Here is a 13,939-nt window from a genome sequence, read left to right as displayed (position 1 = left end):
ATCTAACTGAAGATGTCAAAAATATTAATAATAGAAGACGAAGCAGCAATTCGTAGAGTATTAAAAAAAATTATTTCTGAAGAAAATGATGCGTATAAAGTTGAAGAAGCTGAAGATGGATTGGCTGGAATAGAAATGATTAAAGATAAAGATTATGATTTAGTATTATGTGATATTAAAATGCCTAAGATGGATGGTGTTGAGGTGTTAGAGAAAGCTAAAAAAATAAAACCAGAAATACCAATGGTTATGATTTCTGGTCATGGAGATTTAGATACTGCGGTAAATACAATGCGTTTAGGTGCTTTTGATTATATTTCAAAACCGCCAGATTTAAACCGATTGCTAAATACCGTTCGTAATGCGCTTGATAAGAAAGAGCTGGTAGTAGAAAACAAACGGCTAAAAAAGAAAGTTAGTAAAACTTACGAAATGGTAGGTGAAAGTGATGCTATTACCCATATAAAAAATATTATAGAAAAAGTTGCTGCTACCGATGCTCGTGTTTTAATTACTGGACCAAATGGTACAGGAAAAGAATTAGTGGCTCACTGGTTACATGAGAAGTCAGATCGTTCAAAGGCTCCTATGATTGAGGTTAACTGTGCCGCAATACCCTCTGAATTGATAGAAAGTGAATTATTTGGACATGTTAAAGGGAGTTTTACAGGAGCTAATAAAGATAGGGCAGGTAAATTTGAAGCTGCAAATGGAGGTACTATTTTCTTAGATGAAATTGGAGATATGAGTTTGTCGGCACAAGCAAAGGTATTAAGAGCTTTACAAGAAAACCGCATTCAACGAGTAGGATCAGATAAGGATATAAAAGTAAATGTTCGTGTTGTTGCTGCTACAAACAAAGATTTAAAGAAAGAAATTGCAGAAGGACGTTTTAGAGAAGATTTATACCATCGTTTAGCAGTTATTTTAATTAAGGTGCCTGCTTTGAACGATAGGAGAGAAGATATTCCTTTGTTGGTTAATTTCTTCACTGATAAAATTTCAAAAGAACAAGGTACTCCAAAAAAAGAATTTTCAGAGGACGCAATAAAGTTATTGCAAGAATATGATTGGACAGGAAATATACGTGAATTAAGAAATGTGGTTGAACGTTTAATTATACTTGGTGAAAAAGAAGTTTCAGGAAAAGATGTAAATATGTTCGCTAGTAAATAATTAAAAATTATTACGGTAACATTTAACTATAAATAAAGTTGATGATAAAATAAAAAATTAGCATCAACTTTTTTATTGCAAACTTTTTTTCGGTGGTATATTTGTACTTGTAAAATATAAATATTAATCATTAAAATTATAAAAATGGCTACATTAGTTGGTAAGAAATTCCCAGATTTAAACGTTGATGCAATGAACGAAATGGGAGATACATTTAAAGTAAATGTTTTAGAAGAGGCAGTGAATAACAAGAAAAAAGTATTGTTATTTTGGTACCCTAAAGATTTTACTTTTGTTTGTCCTACTGAGTTACACGCTTTTCAAGAGGCCTTAGGAGAATTTGAAAAAAGAAACACTGTTGTAATTGGAGCTTCATGTGATACACCTGAAGTACACTTTGCATGGTTAAACCAATCTAAAGATAATGGAGGAATTGAAGGTGTAACATATCCATTATTAGCTGATAGCAACCGTAACTTATCATCTATCTTAGGTATTTTAGATATTTCAAATGAAACTTATGATGAGGCTACAGGTACTGTTCAGGTGGAAGGAGATAATGTAACTTACAGAGCTACTTATTTAATTGACGAAGAAGGAACTGTTTTCCATGAAGGAATTAACCATATGCCTGTTGGTCGTAATGTAGGTGAGTTTTTACGTTTAGTTGACGCTTACACTCACGTACAAGAAAAAGGTGAAGTATGTCCTGCAAACTGGGAAGAAGGTAAAGATGCAATGCAGCCTAACGCAAAAGGAACTGCTGAGTATTTAGCTTCTCACTAGAATAAATTAAAAGTTCGTGTGAAAATAATTAAATGAGTAGCACGAATTTTTCTTCTCAACACTATATTGGTAAGAGTGTGTCTTTTTAAGAGTTCTTTCTTAATAATTAAAAAATAAAATCATGGTACAAGAATTAAATCAAGATAATTTAGAACAAATTGTTTCAGATAATAAAACTGTTGTTGTTCAATATGCTGCTACTTGGTGTGGTAACTGTAGAATTATGAAGCCTAAATTTAAAAAGTTAGCTTCTGAAAATGAAGATGTGGTATTCGTTATTACTGATGCTGAAAAATTTCCTGAGAGTAGAAAGTTAGCTAAAGTTGATAATTTGCCAACATTTGCTACGTTTGTTGATGGTAAATTTGTAAATCAAACCCAAACTAATAAGTTTGATGTATTAAAAGAGTTGGTTAACGAAGTTGTGTAAATAACCTATCAAAAAAGAAAAGCATGAAATTACCTGTAATAAAACATTTAACTTCTTTTATAGAAGAAAATGATGAAGATTTTGTGATAGAAACTATTGAAACATTGGAGGCTTTAACAGAAGTTTCATCATTAAAAGATGAAGAGTTAGATGTTATTGGAGAGCTGATTTCCAACATGTATGGAGCTGTTGAGGTACACAAAATGATAAAAGAAGGAGCACCTAAAAAAGAAGCGCTAAATACTTTTATGAAACGTGTTTTAGGATCTATTGATAAATAAAAACCGAGTTAAATACTCGGTTTTTTATTTAATAACGAACTGTTCTGTTTGTTATGTTCTCATCATATTTTTTAGCAAATTTTTTGAGTTTAGCTAAATTTATTTTACCGTCCATTCCTAAAACTTTATTTCTTATTAAAAGTTTAATGACGTATTTCCATCCTCTAAATTTAATTCTTCCTGACTCAATTTTTATTTCTTCATTAGTAAAGAATAACTTTTTATAATCATCCTCTTGATAACTATTGGTTCCATTTCTTTCGTGGAACATTTCTGCGATTTCATTTTCTCCATCAAGAGAATAAAGTGTTATTTCTGAGCCTAAAAAGCCATTTTTTTCATAGCTTAAGATTTCTTTTTTGTCGACAATCACTTTCCCTTTTTTGAATCTTACTTTTTGTGAGTATCCAAAAGAAGTAAACAATAGGGCAACTGCAATTGATGCTACCAATTTTTTTTTCATATGCTTTTTTTAGTTAATTAAGCAAATTTATTACTTTTTAAAATAATAATGACTTAAGTAACTAAAAAAATCTTGTAATTAATTATTTACTCTGTAAGTTATTTTTTTGTTTGTGATAACTGATGTTATTGCAACTCCTAGGGTAAAACGGTAGTTATTTTGAATTGTGTTTATGTTGGTAAAACTATAAATATTACTTCCTAAGTCAGTTGCCCCAGAAATAGGTAACTCATCATTAAATAAACCATCGTTGTCAGTATCAATAAGTAGTCTTAAATTAGCTGTATTTACACCAGTGATTCCTGTTAGATCAAATCTCATATCAATAGTGCCAACATCAACAGGAGTTCCAGAAGTGTTCGCTTCGCTTACCCTCCATGTTCTGTTTAATCTACTTTTAATAATTTCAGGAGCATTTAATCCACTACTCATTTGAAAAGTATTGTTATCATGTCCCCACATAAAAAATTCATTATTATTAAGATTTGAAGGATTTAAAACTCTAACTATTCCAGTACCTTGAGAATCATTATGTAAATTAGTTGAATTCACTCTTCCTATTCCCGCAACATCATGGTCATAATTTCCAGCTCCTGGAGCGTCTTCATTGTATACATCAGCTAAGGATAATGAATAGTTATATTTTGCTGCTAAATAATTTTGAACAATTATTATTTGTGCTTCATTAATTAAATTATCAAACATGATAATCTCTGAAATATTACCATTAAAGTAGTAGTTAGGAGTGTTTGATTCATTTCTACCAGCACCAATCCTAAATGGTCTTGTAGTATTCGATGTCATTGTATGAGTAGCAGTAGAAAACGTATTATTGTTAATGGAAAGGTTCTTTTCCCTGGTAGTGCCATTATATCTCAACATTTGCGAAGACCAATTTCCGGTTGTATTAATGTTTCCTTCTACTGTTTGCCACGAACCAGCATCTCTACCAGTCCAAAATGACCAATTATTTGAACCTGGACGTGAATATAGAATAAAACCTCTTGTGGCTGCCCCTGGAGGGTCATCTCTGTTTGACAATACAGCTTTATAGGATCCAGAACTAGCAACTCTAGAAGCTGAGAAAATAGTAAAAGAATTAGGTGTAAGTCTGTTTTGGAATGGATGTTGAAAATAGTTGCTTGTATCGTTAAAACTAAAGGAAGGGTAACTATTTACTGAGTTTGTAGCAAAAACAGCCCCATTACCATTCGTAAAATTATGCCCATACCCTGAATTATCAGGCCAATTATTTGTTAGTGTTCCATTAGCTACATTAACATTATTTGCGTCAAGCCATAATACTAAATTCGAACTACCGTCAGTTACACCAACTCCTCCTGGTCCTGTTTGAGAAAGTAATAAAGAAGAAAATAAAAGACTTATTAAAACAAATAATTTTGATTGAAAGCTCATGCTAAATAAATTCAATATTTAAGTTATGAATAAAGATACTATGTTTTAGTACTTAATTTTTGCTTTATTCTATCAATTTAACATCATAGAGTTTTACTGAATATTTAGTTATTTACTCTATAAGTTATTTTTCTGTTCGTAATTACTGTTGTTACTGCAATTCCAATAGTAAAACGATTGTTGTTTGCAAGTGAGTTTACAGAAGTAAAACTAAAAACATTACTGCCTAAATTAGTTGCCCCTAAAATAGGAGTTTCGTCATTAAATAAACCATCATTATCAGTGTCAATAAGTAGTCTTAAATTAGTTGTATTAACACCAGAAATGCCCGTTAAATCAAATCTAATATCAATAGCACCAACATCAACAGGTGTTCCAGAAGTATTTACTTCACTTACCCTCCATATTCTGTTCAATCTACTTTTAATAATTTCAGGAGCATTTAATCCAGTACTCATTTGAAAAGTATTGTTATCATGACCCCACATAAAAAATTCATTGTTATTAAGGTTTGAAGGATTTAAAACTCTAACTATTCCAGTACCTTGAGAGTCATCGTGTAAGTTACTTGCATTAACTCGTCCTATACCTGCTACGTCATGGTCATAATTTCCAGCAGCTATATTATCTTCATTATATACATCATTAATAATTGGGATGCTTCCAAATTTTGCACTCAAATAATTATCGACAATAATCTTTTGTGCAGTATTTAGATTACTATTATAAAATATTATTTCAAAAAAATCTCCACTAGCTTCATCAGCACCGTTAGAGTTTCTACCGATTCTATCTAAAGGAATACCAGCAGTTGTAGAGCCTATATTTAGGTTTTGATTCGTACCATTTACTCTTACCTCTACTAATGATGACCCAGATGATTTATGATATGAAATTATAGAATTTATGCCAAAAGGTGATGCGATACCAGTTGAATAATCAGCGATACCATATCTTGTTAATCCCACTCTGTTAGTGTTTTGCCATTGTTCAACTCTTAAAGAGGCAGAAGAATGGTCAAAAAGTGAGTTAGAATTACCACTGTTAACAGGATTTGTTACAAAAAATGTACTCGCATTTGCATAAATTCCAGAAATAGATCCGTTCATAAACTTTGCAGCTCCTGAAGCGGCGTCAAATCTGGCAGTATTAAAGATACCTGTTGTATTGTATGTGGGTCTGTTTGTTCCAGATTGGGTAAAGTTATTAGAGTTTCCACTAAAGTCAGCCCAAGTTGAAATTAAGGCACCATTAGTAGGGTTATTGTTAATATTTCCATCAGCATTTAAATCATTTGCTCTTAACCATACTATAAGAGAAGATGAGCCATTTCTAGCACCTACACCTCCAGGTTCGTGTTTGAGAAAAGGAGGCTATAGTAAAAGATATAAATAGATATAATAACTTTTTTTTCATTAAAAAGAGCTTAACTATCGAATTTTACCATAAATATACTATCATTTTTTTTAGATACTAAAAATTAACTGTATTTTTATGGTCAGACTATTTTTTTAGAGTTGTATCTTCATAAAAATTAAAAATTTATTGTATGAAAATAAAAATATTATTTTTTTTCATTTTTGTTTCCTCTTCAATTTTTGGGCAAATTGATGCTAATTCCTTGATAGGACTTCCAACAGTAACCAATGCAGAAATGGTTTCAATTACTGGAGTTAATATTGGCTCTTTGTTATTTAATACTACTGATCAAGAGGTTTATAGGTTTACAAGTACAGGATGGAAAAAGCAAACGGATAGCCAAAATGCTTCTCAAGTTAATATTGTAACACCTGTGGATGTAAATAATGTGTCTGGAGAGCCAGGAGCAGGTAATGAAAGTACTGTTGAAGAGGTGGTGCAAGCGATTGCTCCAATAACATCAAAAGCAGCTCGAGTATTTTACCCGCCTTCGATTGCCATTTCAACGGCTAACCCAACCTTTACAGTTAATTTATACACACAATATACTCTTCAATTTGCAACACCTACAGCAAAAAGTACTTCTGCTCCAAATGCAATACCTACGTATGCTGCGGGAGATTTATATTACTATGTTACTTATGCTGATCCAGCAGTTTTTAGTGGCTTGTCAATTACTGATGCAGGTGTTCTTACTGGTAATATAATAGGACAACCCTCCGATTTAAATTCGTTAATAAATGTTGTTTTTGTAGTTAAATAGTAAACTCCTTGTTACGCGTTTTATGTTTCTTTTTGTTCGTTTACTTTCTTGATGATAGATTTTAAACGTTCTTTAGTACGCTGTTTTTCTAAACGAATTTTATTTTCCTTTTGTTTCATTAAACGAGTATGTTTCGCTTTGTTGACAGTGTTTTTAGCTTTTCCTTTTTTAGCCATTTTTTGATGTTTTAATAGCTAGTAAACCGAGAAAAGTAAGTAGTCCATTCAAGATTAGAATAAAAAACTCAAAATCAAATCCCCATAAAAAATTGGTTAGATAATTTGTTTCAAATGCTAAAAAAGGAGAAATAATACAAATTACAGGAACCAGTTTATCTTTCACGTTAAATTTAGTAAATAACCCAAAAGCATATAATCCAAGTAGTGGTCCGTATGTATAACCTGCGGCTTTAAATATATTAGAAATTACACTATCATCGGCAATAACGTATTTAAAAAATAGAATAGTAACAATTAGTATTACAGAAAATAACACATGGATTTTTTTTCGAGTTTTTTCTTTTTCTTCCTCGTTTTCTTTCTTGTCAATTTCTAAAATGTCAATACTAAAAGAGGTAGTTAATGAGGTTAAGGCACTATCAGCACTAGAATATGCAGCAGCTATTAATCCTAATAAAAAGAATAATGAAGTTGCTAAACCTAATTTACCACTCATTGCAATCGTAGGAAATAGCTGGTCTTTATGGGCATTTATTTCATTAGCTGTAGCATAATCAGTTAATAATACTCCTAAAGCTAAAAAGAAAAAGTTAACAATTACTAAAACAATCGTAAACCAAAACATATTTTTTTTGGCATCTTTCAAATTTCTGCAGGTTAAGTTTTTTTGCATCATATCTTGATCTAAGCCAGTCATTACAATAGCAATAAAGGCTCCAGCAAAAAAACGCTTCCAAAAATAATTTCCAGCTTTTATATCTTCGAAAAAAAAAGTTTTGGAGAGTTTATTATCAGCTATATAAGAAAATAAATTATCTATTTGCATTTCATCTTTAATCATTACAATACATACCCCTACAGCAATTAACATAAATAATGTTTGTAAAGTATCTGTCCATACAATTGTTTTTATTCCACCCTTGAAAGTATATAACCAAATAAGTAAAATTGTAATTGTTACGGTTATCCAAAAAGGAATACCGTATGAGTCAAATAAAATTAACTGTAAAACATTAGCTACTAAAAATAAACGAAAAGCAGCACCTACGGTTCTAGAAATTAAGAAAAACGAAGCTCCAGTTTTGTAGGAGTAACGACCAAATCTATCTTCTAAATAGGTGTAAATTGAAGTTAGATTTAAACGATAATACAAAGGAAGCAAAACTAAACCGATAACTGCGTATCCAACAACGTAACCTAGTACCATTTGCATATAACTCATTTGTTGCCCTTCAATCCAACCTGGAACTGAAATAAATGTAACTCCAGAAAGTGAAGCTCCAATCATACCAAAAGCCACTAAATACCAAGGAGAAGAGTTATTTGCTTTAAAAAAAGTAGTATTGTTTGCTGATTTACTTGTGATGTAAGAGATGAAAATTAAAACACCAAAGTATGCGAGGATAAGTAATAAAATGTGAAAAGGTTGCATATGTTTAAATTACGAACTACGAATGTACTAAATTTTGTTTTTAGTATTCGTAGTTCATAATAGGTGAATTATATTATAATTCAATAACCATGTCTTCTGTTTTTCTTCGAACTTTTTTTAAGTCTTTCATATAATCATCCTCAGCTCTGAAGCCAACAGGTAAAACTAAGACAGATGTTAATCCATACGTGTCTAATTTTAAAATCTCATCATATTTTTCAGGAATGAATCCTTCCATAGGACAGCTATCTATTCTTTCATTGGCAGCTACGGTCATTAAATTACCTAATGCAATATATGCTTGATTTTTATTCCAAATGTTTAATTCTTCTTGAGTTTTTGAAGCTATTGAATTCGTAAGCATTTCTTTAAAAGGACTTAAAATTTCATCAGGAGTATTTCTAATGTTCTTGACTAAAGAAAAATAATCATCAATTTCTTTTACAGTGTATTCTTTTGAAAATACAAATAATCAGTACATGAGATGCTTGTGCTACTTGAGGTTGATTCCAAGAATGTTGAACTAATTGTTGTTGAATATCTTTATTTTTAACGACCACTAATTTAATAGGCTGTAAACCATATGAGGTAGCGGTTAAGTTAAAAGCCTCTTTTAATGTATTTATTTGAGAATCAGAAAGAGACTTATTTTCGTCAAATTTCTTAACAGCATAACGCCATTGTAAATTTTCTATACTATTCATTTTTTATCTTTTTATGTTACAAAATTACTATAGAAATAAGAATTATAATACAAAAACGATTGTTTAATTTTATAAAGCCATTGTTTTAATCTTTATTATAAAGGGGGGTACATTTCTTTGTATAATGAGTTTTTTTAAGTTATCTGTGACCTTTTTTATTTTTAACTTGTTGTTTTTTATAGGGTTGAGGTTGAGAAAAAAATAGGTGTTTAAATTTTTTATACCTTTAAACAAATTAAATTGCTAATTAATTGTTTTATGAAAGAAGATTTTTTGCACTATGTGTGGCTACACATGTTATTTAATACCCTAAAATTAACCACTACGAATAACGAGTCTTTAAGTGTTATAAAAGTGGGCTGTTTAAATACAAATTCAGGCCCTGATTTTTTAAATGCTCAACTTCAAATAAATGCTCAAACTTGGGTTGGTAATGTAGAAATACATGTAAAATCGTCTGATTGGTATTTACATCATCATGAGTCAGATGAAAATTACGATGCAGTAATATTACATGTCGTTTGGGAACATGATTCTGAGATTTTTATGAAAAATAATCAGTCTTTACCAACTTTAGAGTTATGTAATTATGTTGATAAGGGGTTATGTGATAATTATTTCAAATTAATATCAAAAAAGTTGAAATGGATAGCTTGTGAAAAGGAAATAGCTACTATAGATCGTTTTTTACTTAAAAACTGGATGGAAAGATTGTACCTTGAAAGACTAGAAACAAAATCAATTTTGATAAATCAGCTGTTAAAAGAATCTAATAATGATTACGAAGCTGTATTGTTTAAATTACTTGCTAAAAATTTTGGATTAAAAGTTAATGGAGAAGCTTTTTTTGAGCTATCAAAATCATTTGATTATTCAATATTGAGAAAAACATGTTTTGATGAATATATTTTAACCTCATTATTATTTGGACAAGCTGGTTTCTTGGAGGAAGATATTCAAAATAAATACTTTTTAGGGTTGAAAAATGAATACGAGTATTTGAAACACAAATACAAATTAAGATCCTTAAATAAAAATCAATTTCAGTTTTTTAGAATGAGACCTAATAACTTTCCTACGATTCGGTTTGCTCAGTTAATAGCACTAATACATACCCATCAAAACTTATTTTCTAAATTGATGAATTGTAAAGGATTAAATGATTTTTATGATTTGTTTTCAGTTGAAATCAATAACTTTTGGAAGAAGCATTACACTTTTGAATCAACCAGTAAAGAAACATCTAAAAGGTTAACAAAGTCATTTATCGATTTATTAGTAATAAATACAGTGATTCCTTTGAAATTTGTTTTTTCTAAGAGTAGAGGAGAAGTTAATGAAGATGATTTTTTAAATTTAATAAAACAATTGAAACCTGAGAAAAATAGTATTATTAGTAAGTTTACAGAACTCAAAATAACTTCTGAAAATGCCTTTGATACGCAATCGTTGTTGGAGCTTAAAAATAATTATTGCAAAAAAAATCGTTGTCTGAAGTGTGCTATAGGAAATCATTTGTTAAGAAGTAATGAGATATAATAAAATCATTTAATTCGTTCTTTTTATAAAACTCATATATTTGCAATAAAATTTACTAAAAATGAAAAAACTATTTATTACAATTGTTTCACTGTCTATTTTATTTATGAGTTGTAAAGGAGGCGATAAGTCGGAAAAAGCAACAAAAGACACAACTAAAGAAGTTGAAGATAAAACTGTTACGGCTATTTGTCTGCTTGATAAGTTGTCTATAAGAGAAACTCCTTCAGCAAAGGGAAAATGGATAACTTCTATGAGTTTAGGAGAAAAAGTGATGTTTACAGAAGAAGAAACTACAGATGCTGCAAGTAAAAAGGTATACTACAAGGTAAAGTTAACTGATGGTAAAGAAGGGTGGACTAGAGCTACATTTTTAGCTGTTAATGGTACCGTTGGAGCAATGTTGGAAGAAGCGAGTGTGTACAAAAGACCAGATTTACTAACTAAAACTGATAAAAAATACAGTGTAATGGATATTATTGCTGTAACAGAGAATAAAGGAGATTGGATGAAAGTTAAAGGTCGCAGAACTGAAGGAGAATATATTGAAGAGGGGTGGATTAAATCATCTAATATATCAAATGATGAAATTGATATAGCTACTGCAAAATTTGCCAGATCGGCAATGTCTAAATCGACAATGACTGAAAGAATTAAAGCCTTAGAAGAAGTTATTAATAATCAAGATTTATCTTCTTCGAAATTCATTAATGTTTTGAAAAGCAAAATAGAAGATTATAAAGCAAAAAATGTTGCAATCGATGTAAATGATGTTAAGGTAGAAGAAGCTAAATAAAATTTAGGTTCTTCGAATAACCAAAAAAGCGTTTTTAGAAATTTTCTAAAAACGCTTTTTTTATGACTGAATATTCTTTAATAAAGACTCTTATATTTTTCAGGATTTGATTCATGCATAATTTCGTATACTTTTTCAAATACGTCTTCTGCTGAAGGCTTAGAGAAGTAATCTCCGTCCGTTCCATAAGCAGGTCTGTGAGCTTTTGAAGTTAAAGTTGCGGGCTTACTATCTAAATGTCTATATCCGTTTTGAGTTTCTAAAATTTCTTGTAATAAATATGCTGAAGCCCCTCCAGGAACGTCTTCATCAACTACTAATAATCTGTTAGTTTTTGCTATTGATTTAACCGTGTCATGATTTAAATCAAAAGGTAATAAACTTTGAGCGTCAATAATTTCAACACTTATTCCTACCTGAGCTAAATCTTTAACAGCTTCCTCTACAATGCGAAGAGTAGATCCGTAGGATATAATTGTAATATCTGTTCCTTGTTTAATTGTTTCAACAACACCAATTGGAGTTTTAAAATCTCCTAAATTCGTAGGTAATTTTTCTTTTAAACGGTATCCGTTTAAACATTCAATTACTAATGCTGGGTCATCACCTTCTAATAAGGTATTATAAAAACCTGCAGCTTTAGTCATATTTCTTGGAACTAATACATGAATTCCTCTTACATTATTAATAATTCCTCCCATTGGAGAACCCGCATGCCAAATACCTTCTAAACGATGTCCTCTAGTACGAATTATTAAAGGAGCTTTTTGTTTTCCAAAAGTACGGTATCGAAGCGTAGCTAAATCATCACTCATTATTTGTAAAGCATACAAAAGGTAATCTAGATATTGTATTTCAGCAATTGGTCTTAAACCACGCATGGCCATACCAATACCTTGTCCTAATATAGTTGCTTCTCTAATTCCTGTATCAGAAACACGGAACTCACCAAATTTTTCTTGTAAGCCCTCTAATCCTTGATTTACATCACCAATATATCCAGCATCTTCTCCAAAAATTAAAACTTCAGGATGTTTTTTTAAGATTGCGTCAAAATTATCACGCATAATAACTCTAGCGTCTACTAATTTTTCTTCACTAGTGTATTCAGGAGCTACTTCAAAAATATTACTAGGAGCTGCTTCAGTTTCACTCATTAAATGAGAAGAATATTTTGAATAGGCTTCTTTTAAATATTTTTTAATGAACTTTTGAAGTTCTATTTTTTCAGAAAAGTTTTCGTCTTTTAAATATCGCAATGTTTTACGAGTAGCTATTAATATATCTTTACGGATAGGTTCATTAATAGCTTCTAAATCATTTTTTAATTTAGAAATAAAAGTACCGTTGCTACTTTTTTCTGAAATTTTAGTAAGTAAACTAATAGCTGTTTTTGATTCCGCTTTTATTTCTCCAGTGAAAGCAGCCCAAGCATCTCTTTTAGCCTTACTCACTAATTTTTTAGATTCTTTCTCTATGTTTATTAATTCTTCTTCAGAATCAACAAATTTTAATATTTTACCTTCTTCGTCTTGTAATTCAAATTCTAAAATCCATTTACGCATTTGAGTAATACAATCAAAATCTTGTTCCCATTGTAAACGTTCTTTAGATTTATATCTTTCATGTGAACCAGAGGTTGAATGACCTTGAGGTTGAGTTAATTCTTTTACATGGATTAATACAGGTACGTGCTCTTCTCTAGCTATTTTAGATGCTTTATTGTAAACATCTATTAGCTGAACGTAGTCCCATCCATTAACTACAAAGATTTCGTATCCTTTATTTTTGTTATCACGTTGAAAACCTTTTAATATTTCTGAAATACTCTCTTTAGTTGTTTGATGTTTTGCGTGTACTGAAATTCCATATTCATCATCCCAAACGTTCATAACCATAGGAACTTGTAATACTCCAGCAGCATTAATAGTTTCAAAAAATAAACCTTCACTAGTACTAGCATTTCCAATAGTACCCCAAGCAACTTCATTCCCTTTGTTTGAAAACGAGGTATGGTTTTCTAAACCTTTAACATTTCTATAAATTTTTGAAGCTTGAGCTAGCCCTAACAAACGAGGCATTTGACCTGCTGTGGGAGATATATCGGAAGATGAATTTTTTTGAGCAGTTAAGTTTTTCCAATCACCATTTTCGTTTAATGAATGCGTGGCAAAATGTCCTCCCATTTGACGCCCAGCAGACATAGGATCTTGGTTAATATCAGCATGAGCATACAAACCAGCAAAAAATTGCTGTGCAGTTAACTCGCCAATAGCCATCATAAAAGTTTGATCACGATAATAACCAGAACGGAAATCACCATTTTTAAATGCTTTAGCCATGGCTAATTGCGGAACTTCTTTACCGTCTCCAAAAATACCAAATTTTGCTTTTCCTGTTAAAACTTCTCTACGACCTAGTAAACTACATTCTCTACTAATACGAGCAATTTTATAATCGTTTAGTACTTCTTTTTTAAAATCATTAAAAGAAAGTTTTTGAGTATTAGCTATTTCGGTACTATGCATCATAAGTCATCAAATTTTGGAATGGTT

The 13,939-nt window shown here is 30.6% G+C and carries 13 protein-coding genes and 1 pseudogene; 7 read left to right on the top strand and 7 right to left on the bottom strand.

Going from position 1 to position 13,939, the window contains the following annotated elements:
• Nucleotides 1–12: 12 nt before the first annotated feature.
• The 4 genes from ACMFBB_RS08545 (at nucleotide 13) to ACMFBB_RS08530 (ending at nucleotide 2,673) form a co-directional block, all read left to right on the top strand.
• On the top strand, nucleotides 13–1,176 hold the full coding sequence (locus tag ACMFBB_RS08545; RefSeq protein WP_435263987.1) for a sigma-54-dependent transcriptional regulator: 1,164 nt from the start codon (nucleotides 13–15) through the stop codon (nucleotides 1,174–1,176).
• Between the two features lie 144 nt (nucleotides 1,177–1,320).
• Nucleotides 1,321–1,962, top strand: coding sequence for a peroxiredoxin (locus ACMFBB_RS08540; RefSeq protein WP_435263986.1), 642 nt, complete (start codon nucleotides 1,321–1,323; stop codon nucleotides 1,960–1,962).
• A 121-nt stretch (nucleotides 1,963–2,083) separates the two neighbouring features.
• The gene (locus ACMFBB_RS08535) at nucleotides 2,084–2,392 is read left to right on the top strand and encodes a thioredoxin family protein (RefSeq protein ID WP_435263985.1); all 309 of its coding nucleotides are present in this window, start codon (nucleotides 2,084–2,086) and stop codon (nucleotides 2,390–2,392) included.
• 23 nt (nucleotides 2,393–2,415) lie between these two features.
• Nucleotides 2,416–2,673 (top strand): DUF6952 family protein, encoded by a 258-nt coding sequence (locus ACMFBB_RS08530; protein ID WP_093869091.1) that lies wholly within the window; start codon nucleotides 2,416–2,418, stop codon nucleotides 2,671–2,673.
• 28 nt (nucleotides 2,674–2,701) lie between these two features.
• On the opposite strand, the gene ACMFBB_RS08525 is transcribed toward ACMFBB_RS08530, so the two are convergent.
• From ACMFBB_RS08525 to ACMFBB_RS08515, 3 genes are all read right to left on the bottom strand, one after another.
• Nucleotides 2,702–3,136 carry a hypothetical protein gene (locus tag ACMFBB_RS08525; protein ID WP_435263984.1) on the bottom strand — a complete coding sequence of 145 codons (435 nt, stop codon included), beginning with the start codon at nucleotides 3,134–3,136 and terminating at the stop codon, nucleotides 2,702–2,704.
• Nucleotides 3,137–3,214: 78 nt separating this feature from the next.
• On the bottom strand, nucleotides 3,215–4,552 hold the full coding sequence (locus ACMFBB_RS08520; protein WP_435263983.1) for a hypothetical protein: 1,338 nt from the start codon (nucleotides 4,550–4,552) through the stop codon (nucleotides 3,215–3,217).
• Between the two features lie 104 nt (nucleotides 4,553–4,656).
• Nucleotides 4,657–5,661, bottom strand: a complete 1,005-nt coding sequence (locus ACMFBB_RS08515; protein WP_435263982.1) for a hypothetical protein — start codon at nucleotides 5,659–5,661, stop codon at nucleotides 4,657–4,659.
• Nucleotides 5,662–6,101: 440 nt separating this feature from the next.
• Between ACMFBB_RS08515 and ACMFBB_RS08510 the strand changes: the two genes are divergently transcribed.
• On the top strand, nucleotides 6,102–6,734 hold the full coding sequence (locus ACMFBB_RS08510; protein WP_435263981.1) for a hypothetical protein: 633 nt from the start codon (nucleotides 6,102–6,104) through the stop codon (nucleotides 6,732–6,734).
• Between the two features lie 20 nt (nucleotides 6,735–6,754).
• Here the strand turns inward: ACMFBB_RS08510 and ACMFBB_RS08505 are convergent, their stop codons facing one another.
• From ACMFBB_RS08505 to ACMFBB_RS08495, 3 genes and pseudogenes are all read right to left on the bottom strand, one after another.
• Nucleotides 6,755–6,910, bottom strand: a complete 156-nt coding sequence (locus tag ACMFBB_RS08505) for a hypothetical protein (RefSeq protein ID WP_435263980.1) — start codon at nucleotides 6,908–6,910, stop codon at nucleotides 6,755–6,757.
• Nucleotides 6,903–8,345 (bottom strand): sodium:solute symporter, encoded by a 1,443-nt coding sequence (locus tag ACMFBB_RS08500; protein ID WP_435263979.1) that lies wholly within the window; start codon nucleotides 8,343–8,345, stop codon nucleotides 6,903–6,905. The genes ACMFBB_RS08505 and ACMFBB_RS08500 overlap by 8 nt, the downstream gene beginning before the upstream one ends.
• Nucleotides 8,346–8,418: 73 nt before the next feature.
• Nucleotides 8,419–9,049 (bottom strand): annotated as a pseudogene (locus ACMFBB_RS08495) (NAD(P)H-dependent oxidoreductase).
• A 258-nt stretch (nucleotides 9,050–9,307) separates the two neighbouring features.
• Here ACMFBB_RS08495 and ACMFBB_RS08490 point away from each other — a divergent pair.
• Both ACMFBB_RS08490 and ACMFBB_RS08485 read left to right on the top strand, forming a co-directional pair.
• A complete protein-coding gene (locus ACMFBB_RS08490) occupies nucleotides 9,308–10,588 on the top strand; it encodes a DUF2851 family protein (protein WP_435263978.1) in 1,281 nt (426 codons plus the stop codon).
• Between the two features lie 61 nt (nucleotides 10,589–10,649).
• Entirely contained in the window at nucleotides 10,650–11,384 is a 735-nt protein-coding gene (locus ACMFBB_RS08485) for an SH3 domain-containing protein (protein ID WP_435263977.1), read from the top strand.
• A 77-nt stretch (nucleotides 11,385–11,461) separates the two neighbouring features.
• Here ACMFBB_RS08485 and ACMFBB_RS08480 read toward each other — a convergent pair whose 3' ends face one another.
• Nucleotides 11,462–13,915 carry an alpha-ketoacid dehydrogenase subunit alpha/beta gene (locus ACMFBB_RS08480; RefSeq protein ID WP_435263976.1) on the bottom strand — a complete coding sequence of 818 codons (2,454 nt, stop codon included), beginning with the start codon at nucleotides 13,913–13,915 and terminating at the stop codon, nucleotides 11,462–11,464.
• Between the last annotated feature and the right edge of the window lie 24 nt (nucleotides 13,916–13,939).

This window comes from Tenacibaculum sp. nBUS_03 (genome assembly GCF_051201695.1).
GTDB lineage: Bacteria > Bacteroidota > Bacteroidia > Flavobacteriales > Flavobacteriaceae > Polaribacter.
This window is presented reverse-complemented; position numbering and strand designations above follow the sequence as displayed.